At 64.7% G+C, this 17,566-nt stretch carries 13 protein-coding genes and 1 tRNA gene; 8 read left to right on the forward strand and 6 right to left on the reverse strand.

From position 1 onward, the window contains the following. Positions 1-945 (reverse strand): DUF5937 family protein, encoded by a 945-nt coding sequence (locus tag EV649_RS38745; protein WP_130388714.1) that lies wholly within the window; start codon positions 943-945, stop codon positions 1-3. 69 nt (positions 946-1,014) lie between these two features. Here EV649_RS38745 and EV649_RS38750 point away from each other — a divergent pair, with 69 nt between their 5' ends. After that, on the forward strand, positions 1,015-1,434 hold the full coding sequence (locus EV649_RS38750; protein WP_157996397.1) for a pyridoxamine 5'-phosphate oxidase family protein: 420 nt from the start codon (positions 1,015-1,017) through the stop codon (positions 1,432-1,434). Positions 1,435-1,628: 194 nt separating this feature from the next. Here EV649_RS38750 and EV649_RS38755 read toward each other — a convergent pair whose 3' ends face one another. Then, a complete protein-coding gene (locus EV649_RS38755) occupies positions 1,629-2,255 on the reverse strand; it encodes a G5 domain-containing protein (protein WP_198682935.1) in 627 nt (208 codons plus the stop codon). Between the two features lie 178 nt (positions 2,256-2,433). On the opposite strand from EV649_RS38755, the gene EV649_RS38760 reads away from it, so the two are divergent. Further along, positions 2,434-2,506: transfer RNA gene (locus EV649_RS38760), tRNA-Lys, on the forward strand. Positions 2,507-2,973: 467 nt separating this feature from the next. On the opposite strand, the gene EV649_RS38765 is transcribed toward EV649_RS38760, so the two are convergent. Continuing rightward, entirely contained in the window at positions 2,974-4,764 is a 1,791-nt protein-coding gene (locus EV649_RS38765) for a DUF262 domain-containing protein (RefSeq protein WP_130388717.1), read from the reverse strand. Positions 4,765-5,531: 767 nt separating this feature from the next. On the opposite strand from EV649_RS38765, the gene EV649_RS38770 reads away from it, so the two are divergent. The 3 genes from EV649_RS38770 (at position 5,532) to EV649_RS38780 (ending at position 7,691) form a co-directional block, all read left to right on the forward strand. Beyond that, positions 5,532-6,047: a hypothetical protein gene (locus tag EV649_RS38770; RefSeq protein WP_130388718.1), complete on the forward strand. Its 516-nt coding sequence runs from the start codon at positions 5,532-5,534 to the stop codon at positions 6,045-6,047. A 217-nt stretch (positions 6,048-6,264) separates the two neighbouring features. Further along, the gene (locus EV649_RS38775) at positions 6,265-6,489 is read left to right on the forward strand and encodes a hypothetical protein (RefSeq protein ID WP_130388719.1); all 225 of its coding nucleotides are present in this window, start codon (positions 6,265-6,267) and stop codon (positions 6,487-6,489) included. A 182-nt stretch (positions 6,490-6,671) separates the two neighbouring features. Continuing rightward, positions 6,672-7,691, forward strand: coding sequence for a helix-turn-helix domain-containing protein (locus EV649_RS38780; RefSeq protein ID WP_130388720.1), 1,020 nt, complete (start codon positions 6,672-6,674; stop codon positions 7,689-7,691). A gap of 515 nt (positions 7,692-8,206) precedes the next feature. Here EV649_RS38780 and EV649_RS38785 read toward each other — a convergent pair. After that, positions 8,207-9,442 carry a hypothetical protein gene (locus EV649_RS38785; RefSeq protein WP_157996398.1) on the reverse strand — a complete coding sequence of 412 codons (1,236 nt, stop codon included), beginning with the start codon at positions 9,440-9,442 and terminating at the stop codon, positions 8,207-8,209. 101 nt (positions 9,443-9,543) lie between these two features. Between EV649_RS38785 and EV649_RS38790 the strand changes: the two genes are divergently transcribed. Then, positions 9,544-9,738 carry a hypothetical protein gene (locus EV649_RS38790; protein WP_130388722.1) on the forward strand — a complete coding sequence of 65 codons (195 nt, stop codon included), beginning with the start codon at positions 9,544-9,546 and terminating at the stop codon, positions 9,736-9,738. 12 nt (positions 9,739-9,750) lie between these two features. Beyond that, complete coding sequence (locus tag EV649_RS38795; RefSeq protein WP_130388723.1) at positions 9,751-10,605, forward strand: hypothetical protein; 855 nt, start codon at positions 9,751-9,753, stop codon at positions 10,603-10,605. 515 nt (positions 10,606-11,120) lie between these two features. Here the strand turns inward: EV649_RS38795 and mobF are convergent. Together mobF and EV649_RS38805 are read right to left on the reverse strand one after the other, a co-directional pair. Next, complete coding sequence (gene mobF / locus EV649_RS38800) at positions 11,121-14,807, reverse strand: MobF family relaxase (protein WP_347233173.1); 3,687 nt, start codon at positions 14,805-14,807, stop codon at positions 11,121-11,123. Positions 14,808-15,044: 237 nt separating this feature from the next. Then, positions 15,045-15,620, reverse strand: a complete 576-nt coding sequence (locus tag EV649_RS38805) for an HD domain-containing protein (RefSeq protein ID WP_241999227.1) — start codon at positions 15,618-15,620, stop codon at positions 15,045-15,047. 522 nt (positions 15,621-16,142) lie between these two features. Between EV649_RS38805 and EV649_RS38810 the strand changes: the two genes are divergently transcribed. Then, positions 16,143-17,528: a Shedu immune nuclease family protein gene (locus EV649_RS38810; RefSeq protein ID WP_157996399.1), complete on the forward strand. Its 1,386-nt coding sequence runs from the start codon at positions 16,143-16,145 to the stop codon at positions 17,526-17,528. The last annotated feature ends 38 nt before the right edge of the window (positions 17,529-17,566 follow it).

Consider the following 17,566-nt stretch of genomic DNA (forward strand, 5'->3'; position numbering starts at 1 on the left):
TCAATCGACGGCTGTCCCGGTCAGGAGGGCCGCGAGCTCCGTCGGCCGGTACAGGACCTGTTTGCCGGTGCGTTGCGGTTCGACGAGCCCGGTACGGCGCAGTAGCTGCAGGTGCTGGCTCACCGCGGACGGCGTCACCTTCAGTTCGCCGGCCAGGTCGGTCGTCGTACGGGGATGGGTGAGGAGCTCGAGGATGTGCGCTCTCGGCGTACCGATCAACTGGGCGAGGTCGTGGCGGGACGGTGGCTCGACGACGGACCACAGGTTGGCCTGACCGCGCGGCGGGTAGCCGAGCAGCGGTTCGGCGCCGGGGTCGAACGGGATGACGGCGTGCGGTCCGAACAGGGTCGGCTGCAGTACGAGCCCGCGGCCGTCGACGTGTTCGGTGCGGCTCTGCTCGGCGACGCGGTCGACCTTGAGTAGTCCTTCGGCGTAGGTGATCGCTGGGCCCAGGCCGTTGAGCATGGCGCCGGTCCCTTGCTGGGTGACGACGTGGCCGCGGTAGCTGATGTCGGCGGAGAGGAGGGTGCGCATGCGGCTCCAGTACGGCGCCATCACGGCGTCCCAGTACTGGCTTAGCGCCTCGACCACCTTGTCGATGGTCAGGTCTTCCGGTAGCTCGCCGTTGACCGCTACTAGTTGTCGCTCGAAGGTGTCCGGTTGGACGTTTGCGATCACGTCGAGCTCGTCGGAGAGCTGGGTGAGCGGCGAGGTCGGTCGTGGCGTCAGGAAGTCCGGGCTGCCCATGGTGTCGTTGACGAGCCACCGCAGTACGGACCAATCCAGGGCGGCGACCTGCGGCTGTACGGCGCGAACCCAGCCGAGCTGCAGCGGGAAACGGCCGGGGTCCCTTAGTGCGCGCAACGACAGCACCATCTCCGCCACCGGCGACACCGCGAACCGGACGTCGGCCAGATCCTGCGAGTTCAGGACGTAGGTGAGCACCGCACCTCGCTTTCAGTCACGACATGAAGTATGGCCGAATTGTCGGTGCCTGGTGGGAGCGTGGTTTGCATGGGGTTCCGAGCGATGGACGACGACGAAATAGCAGAGTTCCTGGCGCAGCCGCTGGTGGCCGTGCTGGCAGTCGACGACCCGGGCTGGTCGCCGCATGTGACGCCGGTGTGGTTCCGCCACCTGCCCGACGACAACAGATTCCAGGTGATGACGCCGGCCAAGTCGAAGAAGACCAGACTGCACCGGACCGGCACAGGCGAGCTGTCACTCTCGATCCAGACGGTCGACGGGGCGACGGCGAAGTACGTCAACATGCAGGGCGTGGCGCGATTCCTTCCGCTTGAACCGGACCTGCTGAACGCGATGGTGGAGAAGTACCTGCCTGAGGAGCACCGGGCGGCGTACCTGGCCAATCCACCCGAGGACTCGATGTTCGACATCACGCCACGGCGCATCACCACAGCGGTCATCGACTGACACTTCACCGTGCTGCGTCGTCGTACGCGTATGAGCGACTATTACGCACTTGATGGGAGCGGACGTCGACGCACCCGGCAATGACCTTCATCGCGACCGCCGACGTACCGACCGGCCCCCAGCGCTTCGACGTGACCGGTTGCCGACCGTTGGGGAGGGCTACTGCCCGATTCGGGTAGGTAATCCTCCCCGATCTACTCGCAGGCGATCCCGTCGCGGTCGGCGTCGAGGCGATATTTATCGGAGCCGATGACATCGATCGGACCATCGACGTACTCAGGGCCGTTACCGCTCCCGCCCGAGCAGTCGACGTCACTGGCGATCGGAACACAACCGGAGTAGTTCGGGTCGCACCCGCCGGACTCCTCCGGCTCCTCGACCTTCGTACCCACCGCCGTCACCTGCGACCGCGGCTCCTTCGCGACCTCCTGCCGAACCAACCGCTTATCCGTCTGTGCGCCGTTCAAGTACGTGATCCGGTAAACCAGCCGCCGCGTACCGTTGACCCCCGCCGTAAGGATCGTCCGCTCACCCTTCGCCAACGAGTCGTCCGTCACCGTCTTCTTCTTGAACGGAATCACCTTCAACTCCACGACCTCCTTCGTCGTGGTGACCGACGGCTTGACCTTGGGCGCCGCGGACGTCCTCGGCGGCACGACCGGAGCAGATGTGGTACCTGGCACCGGCGTAGGCGTCACGCTGACCTGCACACTCGCGATAGCAGCCGGCTCACCCGCCCCCGACGTACCCGAATCCGCCCCACACCCGCCAACGAGCGCCACCACCGCGACCGACCCCAACGCAGCACGAAGCAACAACACGATCCATCCCCCCAAACCCGCCGTCGGTTCCCCCCGCGGCAGGATTTGTCAGCACCCGGACCACCCGAGCGAATTCCGATCTGTACCACCACTCCGGGTAGCCACGCAAGCCCTCACCCCAACCCCCCACCAAGCAAACCCCCACCAAACCTGACACACTGTTCCCCTCACCAGATGAGGGCCTCTAGCTCAATTGGCAGAGCAGCGGACTTTTAATCCGCGGGTTGTGGGTTCGAGTCCCACGGGGCCTACAAGTTTCCGCAGGTCAGGCGCCTATCGGCGCCTCGGCCGGGACCGTCGGGTCTGCATTTTACTCTGCCAATACGCAGAGTCACGACGGGCAGCCGACTGCGCGTTGTTGAGCGACGTTTCGCATCCTGTCGCGCTGCTCTCGTTTCGTCCGATCCCCGGCCCGCCCAGCCGTTGAGCTGTCACGTGCAGCTGGACTGTGGAGGGCCGAGATGAGCAGACCGCACCTTCCGATCGGAACGTGGGGCAACCACGATCCCGTGGTGAGAGGAGAAGGTCGTCAGTCCGATTCCGAGAGGACGATCCGCCAAACCTCCAGGTGAGGATCGACTTTCCTCGATGCCCGTGGTGCCCCGTGCTTCCTCGCAGCATCCCCGAGGTCTGGTCGATCAAATGCGCCTAGAAGCCACCGTCAACGCAGAGCCGGACCGGCCGCCCCATCGCGAGAACAGAGGGTCGCCCGCCGTCGTCACAGGGCCTGGTAGTAGTTGTGGATGGTCGCCGCCATCAGCTTCCGGCGCTCGACCAAGAACTCTTTGTAACTCCCGGCTGTGACCTGGGCCAACCTGGCCGGGACGGCGTTCTCGGCGAGGTTCGCAGCCAAGTCATCAGGGTCTGTGATCTCTCCGAGGACTAGCTGCGCGGACTCGGTCTGGGTGGCGATCTCGGCCATGTACTGCATCGGCGGCTTGTTGCTGATGCTGATGTTGATCGCCGTCTCAGTGAGCGCGAAGTTCGCGACCTGGTTGTAGTCGCCGCGGTCCGGGTAGCCGTTCTTCTGCAGGTAGTCCTTGGGCACGATGTGGTGAATGTCGCCCGACTGTTGTTGCATGGCCGCGACGGTGATGCCCTTTGACAGAAATCCGCGAGAGTTGTTCGCCACCTGTGCGGCCAGGAACGTCTGGAAGAACGGGCTGACCGTGCTCGTCGTCTCGAGGGCAGCAGGGAGAGCGACTGCCCAGAAGGCATCCGACAGTTCGGATTCCTCAACCTGCTTGAGGTAGTTCGCGGGTCCTTGTTCGCCGATCCGGCGGATGTCTTGCTCCCAGGTTGACTCGAAGCTGCCGGAGTGGCGGCCGGTGAGCATCGACATCACGAACCAGCGCTTCACGATCCGCTTCCGTTCGCCTTCACTCATGGCCTTGTCCCCGCGCAGGCGGAGGTAGAGGGCGTAGGCGAAGTTGAGGGCGTTCTTCGAGTTCACCATCCCCGGCGTGATGAAGCCCGCGGACTTGATGAGCATCAAGAAGTTGTCGAAGTGGTAGTTGTTTACGATCTGTAGCAGCGCACGCTCGAGCTTGTCGTACGCGACCGGGATCCGCTCCTCGTCGACCCTCCGGGTTTCCGGATCGCGCCCTGACAGCTCGCTGACGATGCTTGACGCCTTGCCGCGGCTGAAGCCGACGAGGCCGGTGACTCGAATGATGTCGCTGTACTCGGGGTCGTAGAGGTCCTCGGCCTCGTCCTTCAGCCAACTGATGGCCTTGAGGTATGAAGTGCCCGCGAATTCGTGGTCGTTTTCGTTGATGTCGGCGTAGGCGTGGGGTGCGACAGCGAGGTGGCAGAAGTAGTCGATGAGCTTGCGCAGGTTTCGGCCGCGATCGCCGTAGGTCGCGATCTTGCTCATGGCGAAGTCGGCGCTGCTGAGGGGGACGCCCTTGGAGTTGATCCGGATAAAGATCTCGGAGACGGTCTCGACGTCCAGGTCGTCGGCGAGGCCGATAATGCCGATCTGGGCGTTCTTGATGCCCTCGAGCCGGGCCAGGTTCGTCTCGAACGTCTTGGCGTCGACGTCGGGGTTGCGCTCGAGGTACTCACGCGCGAAGGACAACGGCGAGTCGGCGTTAAAGTACTCGCTGATATCGGAGATCCACTGCGGGTTCTTGCCGATGACCGGGGTCAGGGTCGCGAACTCCTCGGTGATTGGGTTGAACGCGATGGTGATCCGAACGGCCTTGTACTTCTTGTTGATCACCTTGAGTCCGGCGACGGCGGCGCGGAGGGAGGTGATCCGCTGTTGCCCATCGATGAGGATCTGCTGGTGGGCTGCGACCTGGCCGCCCTTGAGCTTGGCTCCGACCGACTGCCACGTGATGAGGTAGCCGACGGGGTAGCCCTTGTAGAGCGAGTCCATGAGGTCGCGGACTTTGATGCTGTCCCAGACGAACGGGCGCTGGAGCTCGGGGATGGCGATGCGGTCGCCCTTCACGTCAGTCAGCAACTGCGTGACCGCTGACTGCGTTACCGAGTACTTCGCCATTCATCTCTCCTCTTCGTGCACAGGAAGTTTGGTGGGGACTTCCGACATCCGCACCGGCTAAGTGACTGACTTGGCGGTACTGAACAGGCAACTTGTAAAGCGGTGGCGAGGATTGGAGTTACCCGCCCCCAACTTGGCGGTTACTCGATGAGGCTGTAGGAGCCATCGGGATGACGAACGAAGTACTCCGTGTAGCCCACTGGATTGCCCCGGCGGTGCTTGGGCAGAAAGACACCATATGTGCGATCGGCCCACCCTGGGCAAGCGCGACGCACATCAGCCGGCCGAAAGCGCTCGGGTAAGTCGCCACGCCTGCGCGCAAGGCGGATGTCTTCGACGAGACGGCTCACGACTTCACTGTCGCATGACTTGCTGAATCGCTCCAGTTCACGACCATCACACCGACGGGCTGGAACCTCAGCCACTCTGGGCTGGGTCGTCGAGAACCGCGTGACGATCACGAATGCCACCTTCCCAACGAAGGCGGTGTGTATTAAACCCGGAGTGGCTGAAGATCCGGGCTACAGTCAGTCGCGTCCTGTAGACATTCGGCGCGTGCCAGTTAGTGGCAAAGGGGCCTCATCTTGAACCAAGAGTCGACAGGTCGCACCGCGCCTACCACTGCAGGCGTCTTGGCGGTCATGCGGAAGCGGCAACACTGGTCCCAAGCCGTCGAGCGCCTTCGCGACCTTGCCGGTTCGCGCGGGGACGGGCCCCATAGGGCCGATGAAGAGTACGGCGAGGTGTATCGCGGACGCCGCGGGGCGATGGTTTTCGATGTGGTGGTCTCCCGGCAGCGGAAGTATCACAGTGTCGTCTTGCCTCGCGTCGAGAAGTGGGCCGCGGCAGGTGACCCCTCCTTGGCGAGGCTGGCGCAGAGCGAGGTGCCGGCCGAGCAGTTCGGGCTGCAGCGGAGCGAGCCGGTAACGCTTCAGACGGTGGCGGCTAACCTCCTCGCCTTTTGCCGTGACCAAGCGGTTTCGGAGGACGAAGGCTGTCGAGCATGGGCCGACGGGGTTCAGGGTCTCGAGCACGCTCCGAAGTTGGACCCGATCGTTGGTGGGGTGTCGGGGATCGGCCCGGCACTGTTCGCATACATGCGCATGCGATGTGGATCCGACGCCTTGAAGCCGGATCTACGGGTCGCCGGTGCACTCCGCAAGCTGGGGTTCGACGTGCCGGGCGATGAACATTCCATCCTGGTTGTGGCGCGGGCAGCGGCGGCCGAGCTTGGCGTCAGCCTGCTCGTCCTCGATCAACTGCTATGGGGCCGCGACGGTTGAATCTCAGTGACCAGTCACACCTGTAGCGAACCTGGTGAGCCAGCGCGATTCCTCTGATGCACTGCGAGCCACCATCTCCACTTTGCAGCCTCGGCGCAGACAGTCCACTCATTGTTGAGCGACGTTTCGCATCCTGTCGCGCTGCTCTCGTTTCGTCCGATCCCCGGCCCGCCCAGCCGTTGAGCTGTCACGTGCAGCTGGACTGTGGAGGGCCGAGATGAGCAGACCGCACCTTCCGATCGGAACATGGGGCAACGTCCGATCCCGTGCTGAGAGGAAGGACGCCGAGGGCAAGGTGGTCTCCTGGCGCGCGTCCGCGTACTTCCGTGACCACGACGGACATACCCGTGAGGTCACCGCGTCCGCCAAGACCAAGGGCGCAGCCGAGCACCGCCTACTCACGAAGCTGCGAGACCGGGCAAAGATCACGCAGTACAGCTGAGCCCGACGGACAAGATCAACGACCTCATCGATCTGTGGATCGAGAAGCTCGAGGAACGCATCGAAGACGGCCGTCGATCACCGACGACGCTGACGACGTACCGCACAGCCATCAAGAACCACGTACGGCCCGCCCTCGGCGAACTCCTGATCGGTGAGGCAACCACACCACGCATCGACAGAGTGATCGGAACCATCAAGCGCACCGCCGGTCGATCCACAGCGAAGACCTGCCGCGCAGTCGTCTCCGGCATGATGCAACTAGCCGTCCGGTACGGCGCCCTGACCGTCAATCCGGTCCGCGAAGTCGAAGCGATCGAGGCCCGCCCCAAGGACCCGCCCCGAGCACTCACCAACGAAGAGATCGCCGGCCTACGGCAACTCCTGACCACCGACAAAACCGCCGTACGAGCCGACCTGCCGGACCTGGTCCTCTTCATGCTCGGCACAGGCGTCCGAATCGGCGAGTCGCTCGCCGTCCTCTGGTCACAGGTCAACCTCGAGTCCGGCGCAGTCGAGATCACTCACACCATGGTTCGCGTCCCAGGCCAAGGCTTGATCCGCAAGGCCCCGAAGTCCAAGGCCGGCGTACGCGCCCTACCCCTCCCAGACTGGGCCGTCACCATGCTCCGCCGACGCCACGCAGCCGGCGTCCTCCCCGACGAACCCATCTTCGCCGACTCCCTCGGAGGTTTCCGAGACCCGTCCAACGTCCGCCGAGCCCTCCGCCGCGCTTTGTCCCCCGTAGCCAGCACCGCCCGCCGCGACCTAGGCAATACCCTCCGATCCGCCCGCCTCCAAGCCGGCCTCACCCGCAAACAGGTCGTCACGAAGCTCGGCTGGCCAAAGACCAGACTCGAACTCATCGAGAACGGCCGCATCAAGCTCGACCGCGAACTCGTAGCCATCCTCGTCAAGACCTACCGCATAAACCTCGACGCATCCCCCACCCTCAGCGCCCAAGTCGACCAAGCAGCCCAGCCCTCACCCTCAGACGCCCTCACCTGGATCCGCTCCCACACCTTCCGCAAAACCACAGCCACAGCCCTAGACCGACGAGGCCAATCCGCCCGCCAAATAGCCGACCACCTAGGCCAAGCCCAAGTCTCCATAACCCAAGACGTCTACATGGGCCGCCGAATCCACAACCCCTCCGCCGCAACCGCCCTGGACCAGGAGTTCGCAGACCTCGAACTCTGGTGAGAACAGCACCGTGCATGGTCGCCGGAGATTGGGTCAACCTCTCGCCGACCGTCGACCGCAGCACGTGCGCGCGGATCTATGGCGGCTCGGCGGCGAACCGCGTCCGGTTCGCGGTGGCGGCGGGCGGTCGCGGCCGAGGTAGACCCGTCCCGTGTGGGCCTCCGGGTCTCGCCGGGGCAACTCGTACAACGGCATGGAGGAACCGACTCGCGCGAAACCTACATCGAACTCGTTCGACAGTTGGTGGACCTGGACATCGCCTATCTCCACTACGTCTCCAGCCCTGGGCGACAATCTGTTGTGCGAGGTCGGCGAGACCTGGCCCGAGACAATGATCGTGAACTGCGCCCGTGCCGACCTGGCCGATCGCGCCAGGGACGTCGAGGACGGCCTGGCCGACTTGCTCTCCGTCTGCTCACTCGCGCTGACCAATTCGGACTCGTCGATCGCGTGCAGCAGGACGAGAAGCTGAACGACCCTTACCCAGACACCTTCCGCGGCGGCGACCACACGGGCTACACCGACTCCCCGTCAGTCTCTGCGTGACGTCCGACCGGCTCCTTAGCCCTCGGTTCCCGCTTCGTCGACCACTCGTCGAACCGCGGCGGGACCGGATGGCTGAGGAGCGCCTTGCGCACCGTCCGGGACGCATCCTCCCGCGCTGCGTCCCACACCACGTTGAACCGAAGCGCCTCCATCTGCGCCCGCCCTTCCCGGTGATCGTCCGCGACACCGGCCTCAACCCGCCCCGCCCGCCGAGCAGCGTGCACGCTCCCGCCCTGAAGCTCGAGAAACCCGAACTCCTCCAACTCGTTGTGGGCCTCGTAGACCTCCGGCGTAACCCCGTAGTACCGACGCCTAGTGGTGTTGGGTGCTCCGACGCCGGTCTCCGCGTGGTCGGACGGGTGGCGTCGAGCGAGGTCAGCGAGCATCAGCAGCGTAACGATCTCCCGCGGCCGCAGCACGAGATGCCATCCGTTCAAGAAGAACAACGAGGGCACGACCAAGACTGGCTCGCTCGGATGGGGCACGAGGTACGGCGTGCCCCGCTGAGTCTCGTCGATCAGCCGCCAGCGATCCCATCGTCCAGGATCGGCGCTCCGTGGCTCCGCCAATTGCACCGCGCTGAGCCGTTGCACCGCCCGGACGATCAGGCGCCGGCGCTGGTCGTACTGGCCGTCGACGGCTGCGAGGTTGGCCCAACTGTCGGTGCCGTCCGCGTTCTTGATCTGGGAGTTGAATCGGCGGCCGGGTTTTGTGTCCTTCGAGGCTACGTACAGCGCGGTGAGGTGGAGGCGCAGTGCGAGCTCGCCACGCCGAGACAGGACGGTGAGAGGAGGCCGTGAGCCGACGTCCTCCCGCACCGCGTCACGGAGTACGTGTTGGTGTTCACTCGCGCGGAACGGCGAGCGGGCAGGGTCAGGATCGCGGGGGAAGTCACGGCCGTCGTCGAGTCGGAGGAACCCTGTCCGGATGGCGACGCCGTGATGGTGCCTGAACTTCGTCCGGTAAAGCTTCAGCGCCGTGTCGAGCCGCCCGGTTGAAGCCGTCAGTGCCTGCAACCGGCGCTCTCGGTCTTCTCGGTGTCCGGAGACAACGCGATCGGCCCACGCTCGACGTCGCGCAGCATCCTGCGAACCTGCCATCCAAATCCCCCCTGAAGCGGCGACCACCGAAGCGGTCCATACGTTTATCCACGAAATCGATTCGCTTAGTAGCAAGTATGGACCGCTTCGGTGGTCGAAGTACACCGCTTCAGTGGTTGTGTGAGCGGGCTGGAAGGGGCGGCGTGAATCCGTCACTCTGGGGCCGAATCACCCAGCCGGGGTGCCTCGAGAAACGGAGTCAGGGGATGAGCGTGGATAGGCAGCCGTCGGGTGGGCCGCCCTTCGGGCAGTTGCAACTGCTGGTGCTGGTCGTCACCGTGGTCGCGTTCGGCGCGGTGATCGTGCTGGCGGCCATCGGGCAGGCGATCGCGGCCGCGGTCATCGGGACCCTGTGGGGCGCCACCTGCACGTTGCTCGCGAAGTGGCGCCCATCGGCGTGAGATCCTCGGCGCGTGGGGAAGCAGCAAGGTAGGTGGATCCGGTGGGCGATTCCAGTTCTGGTCGGGATGGTCTGTCTCGGCGTCGGCCTGTTCGCCGGCCAGAGGATCGATTCCGATTCATGGAGTGCGCTCGGCGAGTGGCTAGGCGCCACGGGGACGGCCGCGGCGGTCGTGGCCGCCCTGTACATCGCCAACCGTGAGGCCGATGCCAGCCGGAATCGTGCGATCGCGGAAGCGAGAGAACGCAACGAGCGGGCGCTCGCCGAGCGTCTGGCGCTCCAGAGGCGCGGGATCGTCGAGGCGCGCGAGCGCGAGGAACGGGCTCGCGAGGAAGCCCGCGAACTGGAGGAGCGCGCCCGCGCCGACGCCCTCGAGCGCGAGCAGCGCGAGGCCGAGGCCGCGAGGCAGCAGGGGATTCGCGACGCCAGTCTGGTCCTCGGGGAGGTCGAGGCACCGCCGTTCGACCCGCAGAACATCAGCCCCGAATGGTGGATGGTGATGAAGAACTACGCCTCCCACCCAGCGGTGCAGCCTCGATTGGAAACCTTCCTCCATCCGGCGGGCGGGACTACCGACTGGACGTTCGATGACCCGGCCGGCATGTTCGAGGACTACCGGGTGCCGGATCATCTCGCTCCTTCGGGGGGAGAGGAGCGGCTGCCGGTTGACGTGTCGTACAAGCCTCCGCTCGATCCGGAGCAGGCTAGGCGATGGCTTCCGGTGCCGATCTTCAGCTACACCGACCTGCAGGGGCGGCGCTGGCGGCGAATCGGTACGTCGTTGCCGGTGGAGGTGGACCCGCGGGATACGAGCTTGTTGAGCGGCCCGGACTGGTATCAGGCCGTCCATCCGGGAGTAGCCCGGTAGAGCGCAGCGGCCAGATCAGGCCGCAGACGACGTAGTTGACGGCGAGGATCTCATCGCCGCCGAGGTATGGCGCACGTTCGCGCCAGCCCGGCCGCCATAAGACGGGGTATCACCCCACGGTGTATCCACACTGTCTGCCACCCCGGGATACCATCGCGCCCAGCCGAGCCGACCTCGGCTCATCTGATGCAGATCTCCTGGACCGGCGTACGGCCGCACACCCACCCAACCTCGTCCACCGCCTGTGCGGCGACCTGGCGAGCTTCCCGGCGGGCTTTGTCACGAGCGTCCGATGGGTCAGCAGTATCGCCGCGGCCATGCCCGGGTCAGTCGCCAAGCTCGACACCGTACGCGGCTACGAGCGCGACCAGTACCAAATGCGAGCGCTCGGCATGTTGCTCGGGCTGTACATTCACGTCCCCACATGGCGATCGGAGCTGTGTCGAAGGCGCCGCGTTCAAGGGCGGGTCCGCTCGTGCGGTCGCTACCTACGCTTTGAGCCGGCCATGGCGATGTCAGTCTGGCAGCGGCGAGACGGGCTGCGTTGGCACATCCTCGACGCCCGCCGCGTGGGTCAATTGTTCGGGAGTCTGCGATGAGAAGCCGGCCAACACCTTGATGAGTCGGGAGCGCTGACGGTACCGCTCCCTGGCGCTGGCTGGTGGCGCGTCTCCGAGGATCGAACCGCCCTGGATCTGGTAGCACTCCCTGTATGCAGCTAAGTCGCGGGCGAGTTCGCGGAGTTCCTGGTCCGGTGTTGTGCTTCTGGTACGACACAATTCGCCGTACCAGGCGGGTGGACGGGCGAGCAGTTGGTCGGTGAGCCAGTTGGCGCGTTCGATGATTTGGGATTCGAGTTGGCGGAGCGGAGCGATGAGTGTGGGGTCGGTGACGTGGGTGGCTGGGGTGACGAGGCCGACGATTTGTGCGGGGTGGTGGCCGTTCTTTTGTAGTGATCGGGTGGTCAGGCGGTGGACTCTGTGGTGGATTACGGCGGCAGGGTCGTTGGCGGTTGTGAGCGGTGATTGGTTGACGGCACGGTGGAGGAGGTCGGTGGGGTTGAGGCGGGCGTTTTCGGCGCGGCGGAGTTCGGCGATGAGTGGGCCGTAGGCGGGGGAGGCTTGGAGGGCTGCTTGGTCGGCTGGATCGAGACCGGAGCTGGCGATGGCCGGTTGGTAGCGCTTCTTAGCGTCGAGTTGGCAGAGGTGTTCGTGGATGGGGATGAGCCGGTCGAGGCGGGTTGCGTTGTCGAGTTCTTGGCGCATGACTTCGTGGGCGGATTGTTCGACGCCGGGGTCATTGAGGACGGCTTCGAGGACGTCTTGCATGGTTTGTTCGGGGTGGGGTTCGTGGAGGTCTGACGTGGTCTGGTGGGTCGCAATGTAGGCGTTGTTGGCGTCTCGGCCGCGGGTCATGCCGACGTACATGAGGGCTCGAGTCAGCTGGTCGGTGACGATGAGGTGGGCGGTGTCGACGGTGGCGCCCTGGGCTCGGTGGGCGGTGGTCGCGTAGGCCAGTTCGACGGATTCCTGGACGTAGACGCTGGGCAGGGTGACGGTGTCGGCAGTCTGGTTTTGGACGGTGAGGGAGCCGTCGGGCCAGCGGTGGATGACGGTCCAGTGGTCGCCGTTCTTGACGTGGTTGTTGGTTCCGTAGCGGAGGCGGCGATTGTTGAGGCGGGTGACGATGTGGTCGCCGAGGCCGACATGGTTGCCGTTGTGGAGTTCGATTCCGTCGGGTTCGACTTCACCGGTGGTGATGCGGTCGAGGCGGGCGCGGGCGTTGAGGCGGGCGAGGGTGGTGTTGTCGGCGGCGATGAGCAAGCTGGTTCGGCCCGTTCGGGTGTCGGCGAGCCAGGCCTTGTAGGCGGCGTCTTCCATATCGTCGGTGGAGCCGGCGGCGAGTCGGTTGCGGTCGTCGTACACGTCGATGGCGGTGAGTTCTCCGCGGCGGAGCGCGAGGCTGGCGTCGCGTTCCCAGGGGTTGGTGAAGCGCCAGACGTCGGTGAGTTCGGCGGCTTGGGTGTCTTGGGCGATGAGTCGGAAGGCGCCGCCGGTGTCGGCTGCGGAGAGTTGGGCGTCGTCGCCGACGAGCAAGAGTTTGGCGCCGGCGGTGTTCGCTGCACGGGCGATATTGGCCAGTTCCATGGTGCTGGCCATGGAGGCTTCGTCGATGATGATGAGCTGGTTCTTGTGGAAGCTCCATCGATCGTGGTCGGCTCTCAGGGCTGCGAGCTGCCCGATCAATCGCTGATGGCGAAGACGGCGATGAGTTCGGTGGGCGAGGCTGGCGGCGTGTTCGGTCTGCAGGATCTGGTCACGGCGTTGTTCGGCTCCGAGCCCGGCGGATTCATAGATCCATTTCGCGATGTTCTCAGCAGGGGTGCCGATGGCGTCGGCCAGGACTGTCGAGGCGGCTGACGATGGTGCGAGAGCGATGACAGATCCGTCGCCGTACTCGGCTTCCCAACTGGCGGCGAGGGCGGACAAGAGGCTGGTTTTGCCGGTGCCGGCTGGGCCGATCAGGGCTTCGAGCTTCTGGCCGCTGGTGGCGATCCTGCGGAGTGCGGCGGCCTTGTCGGGGCTGAGACCGGCCGTGTGGATTGTGGCTAGGGCGACAGTGGGTCCGTTGGTGTCGCGAGCCCGGTCGAGCAGGATCGCTTCGGCACCGAGGATGACGGGCGAGGTGTAGATCTGGCCGTTGTGGATGGTGAATACACTCTCGCCGCTGGCGCGGGTGACGGGAATGGTCACCAGGTCGGGTGCGGTGAGGCTGATCGAATGCTGCTCGGCGCCTTCGACGATCGCCTGCAGCGCGGTGAACCGGTCGTTCGTGGAGACGAAACGGAGCAGCCGGGTTTGGCGTGCGGCCTCGGCGAGGAGGTTCCAGCGCGTCCAGGTCGAGCGCTTGGTTTGCAGTGTCAGGACGGCCGCGGCGCCGTACGCGTCGATCGTTTCCGGGCTCAGGTCTGCCGCCGCCAACGGACGCTCGCCGGCTGCGTTGAGAGACCGTTGGATGGCGGCGACGGCGTCATGCCCGATCGCTTGGTCGGCGCGTTTGCGCCACTGCGCCATCAGCACTGCAAGGGGTTGGGCGAGGTGCTTGGATGGGCGGTTCATCAGGGTCGCTTGCTGCTGGAGGGCGTACATTTCGCGGCGGCCGGGTGGGCGGATCTGGTCGATGCGATCGTCGAGAAGGGCGCCGAGGTTGGCCTCGATCTGTGCGGTTCTGGCCGAGAACTCGCGGATCAGTTCGTCGGGAACTGCGTCGATTTCGAACGCCGGATTCCGCCGGGAACCGCGTTCGCGCAGCTCCCAATTCACGCCCAGACGCCTGGTTAGGTGGTCGGCCAGGAGCACGTTGTGGATCTCCGACATCGCCACCGCAGCCCGGTACAGCACACGCCCATCCAGGGTTCGCCATACACCGTCCGGGCCCTGTACGCGGTTCGCGACAACCACGTGGGTGTGCAATTGGGGATCGCCGCTGCGGCTGTCCCAGTGATCGAACGCCGCAGCGATCAACCCGCGGGTATCCAGCTGCGCGATGCCGCCATCGCCGCTCCTGGTGAACGCCGCGTGCTGCTCGATCAGTGACAACACATCGGCGACGGCTTCGTGATGGGCAGCAACGATCTGTTCCTGCGTTCCAACGTCGGCTGTTGCCCACAGCGCCGAGACCGACTTGACCGGAGAGAACGTCAGGTCGAACCCAGCGACCGCCTGCCGCGACTTCTTGCGCATCTCCTCCCGGCGGATCCGTGCGACCGCAGGCTCGCGTTCGGCGTTGGGTAGGGCTGGGGCGAGGTCGCGGATCCGGTCCCGGATGCGCTCCTCCGGACCCTTGAAAACGCGGTACGGCTCGCCGAGTGTCCGGCCGGTGAGCGGATCTTCCGCGCGCCCGAACAGCGCGGTCATCTGCGCCTCGGTCACCTCGCTTCCCGGGACCAACTCGCCATCGCCGAGGCCGCTAAGGCCATGGCCCATCCAACGGCCATGTGGGTATCCCGCCGCGGTGTAGTACGCCGTCAGCGGCGTCGCCATCCGCCGATCGACATCCCCAGCGGCGACATGCCGAAGCAGATACAGGTAGCCCTCGCCGGCATTCATCCGGTGGATACTCAGCACGGTCGCCCACCCGGAACGTGGCAGTTGCGCACACTCGCCAGATCGCTCATGCAAGCTCAACGGCTGAGCGCTCACAGGTCTGATCGCGACGGCTCCCGCGGGATCGCCCCGAGCATGCAAGAGGTGTGCTCGGATCGAGGCTGTCGTTTCATGGCCAGCGAGCGTCGACCCGCTGCGGTGTTACTGCCCTTGGAGTCAGCGCCTTCACTTGTTCATCGAGACCTGAAGAATCACCGCAGCCCTCGGGCAGGACGTGCGACGGTCGACGGCTGGCAGGGCGTTGCGCGGTCACCCGCCCATGAATGGGGAGTGTTAGCGGTCGCGCCAGGCGAGTGGTGAGGTTTGAAGAGCTGCTTCGGCAAGGCGTCGACCAAAGTTGGTCTGGATTCGGGCGCGGGACGACTCGATCCAGCCGGTGACGCGCTTGTAGCCGGCTTCGCCGTACTCGACGGCCTGCATGAGGCATTCGAGGCGATCGGCGTCTTTCGCGCAGCGAGCCTCGATCGTCTCGGCGGCCTCGTACTCGGTGACGGCTTCCCTGATGCTCTTGGCGGCCGCCTCCGGAAGGACGGCGATCTGGTCCTCGGTGATGCATTCGTTGCTCGCGACATCCATGTACGGCTTGGCGCTGTGCGGGATGTCGCCGATGCGTGTCTCTTGCGAGTCATGCCACATCCCGAGGTACGCCGCTCTCGCCGGGTCGCCGCCCTCCTCGCTGGCGATCAGCGCTGCGAGTTGGGCAACGCGCAGGCTGTGCTCTGCGACAGACTCGGGGTCGCGAACGCCGACGTGCCACCATCCAGCCCGACGGAGTCGTTTGAGTACGCCCATCTCATAGGCGAAGGCGACGACTCCTACTGCGTCCCGGTCGGTAGCGTCATCGGTCACGATTACTCCGTTTCGATCATCGGTTGGCCAACTGCACAGCGCACCGCAGGTTGTTCAACTCTACGGTGCTGCCGACAGCGGGATTGTCGTCCAGCGCTGCTCCGACCCGCTCGCCGGTCCGTTGCCGTAGCTCTCTGTCGTACTACAACAGCTCCGGCCGTGCGAACACCAATTGCCAGAGGCTGTGGACGTTCAGCGGAGCATTCACCTGATCTATCAGGTGCTCGAGCAGGTCGTTTCATCGCTGCCAACCAGTCGCTCACCAGCCAACTGCTCGGTAGGTTCCTAGAGAGCGGCACCGACTAGTCCATCGAGTGCAAGACAACTTTCATGGGCTCCAGGATCAGTCTCCTTGAGTGTGGATCCATGCTGCCCTGGACTCTCGTGTCGTCGGTGACGCCGTCGAGCCGCCCCAGGCTGGATGGTTCTAGCCGGCGGAGCTTGGACCGCGACAGGGGCTCGCGCTCGTGCCATAGGATGCTCCCTCAGACGGTGGGCGTACATCGAGCGGCGGAGGTCCGGATGGCGACGTTCGGCTACGCCGATCTTGTCCGTGGGTTCCTGAAAGTCGAGCAAGCCGGAGCTGACCGCGCGGTTGGACTCTTTAGTCCAACGCAGGAGACCCTGCGGGCCATGCGTTTTCCCCCGGACGAGGTTTTCCAGCCCGTCCCTGTCCTCGAGTTGGATTCGGCGGCGCAGACCCTGACTATTCGTCCGATTCAGACCCAACCGACCATGAAGCTCTTCGGCCAACCCAAGTACAAGATCCTGCGCCGGATTGTCGTCCCGATGAGGATCGACCGAGAGTTGATCCTCCGGGCAGATGCTGACCTGATCCGGGATCTGCTTGAAGGTCTGCCTCGCGGGCTCACCCAGAATGTTCAGTTCGGTCTCGGTCTGCCAAAGGTCTATGCCCCTCTTGTCGAGGCAATGGAGGAGCAGACCGGATGCAGCACCCTGCGGCTCGGTGATGGAAGCTCATCCGTCGACGCCGACATCCTGACCATGTCGCTTGATGACTTCGAGGCTGCACGCGCGGAGACGGATCGGATCATCGGACGAGCCAACGCGGCGGCAGCCAACGTGAAGGAAGCCTTCGCACACAATTGGATATCGCGGGTGACGGGACGCGAAATGCGTCCATACAAGCGCGGCAGGCATCCGATGGTCGGCAGTATCGCTGACGCTGCATCCGGGCATCTTCCGATCAATGGCGACACGGTTGAGCGTCTCAGTGAGATGCTGGCGATGCAGGCGAAGCAGATGCCAGCCGCTCGGGTGCGCGATCTGGCCAGGCTTCGGCAGAACGTCGAGTTGGCAGAGCTGGATCTTATCGTTGAGCGTTTCGAAGAATTATTGTCATCGGACGGACTGCCAGAGTCGACCTGGCAGCGCTTCTTCGGTGAAAATCCATTCGTGCTGAGCCTGGTCTTCGGGAGCCCGATGGTTGTCATTCAAGGTCAGGCCTCAGTCGGCGGAACGAGCATCACCGGCGCCGGCGGAAAGATCACCGACTTCCTGGCAAAGAATTCAGTCACCAACAACATTGCCATCTTTGAGATTAAACGGCCGAGTACTGAGCTTCTGAAGGAGTATCGCGGCGTCTTTGCGCCTGCTAAGGAGCTCAGCGGTGCGCTCGTCCAGGTTATGGATCAGCGATATCAGCTGCAAATGGAGTTCCCTGTAATGCGGCTGAAGTCGCCGGACAAGATCATGGAGTCCTACGCTGTAAAGCTATGCGTCATCATCGGGCGGATGCCAGAAGACCCGGAACGCATTCGGTCCTTCGAAATGTTTCGCGGCTCGATGAACGGCATCCAGGTGGTAACTTTCGATGAACTGCTACAGCACGTGCGTATCCTGCGCGACTTTCTCCGCGGTGGCCCGGCGGGGTCAGTCTCCGACTGAAGCTGGTAGCACCACGAGTCCGGGAGGGCCTGCAGATC

The sequence above is a fragment of the Kribbella sp. VKM Ac-2569 genome, assembly GCF_004216905.1.
Classification (GTDB): domain Bacteria; phylum Actinomycetota; class Actinomycetes; order Propionibacteriales; family Kribbellaceae; genus Kribbella.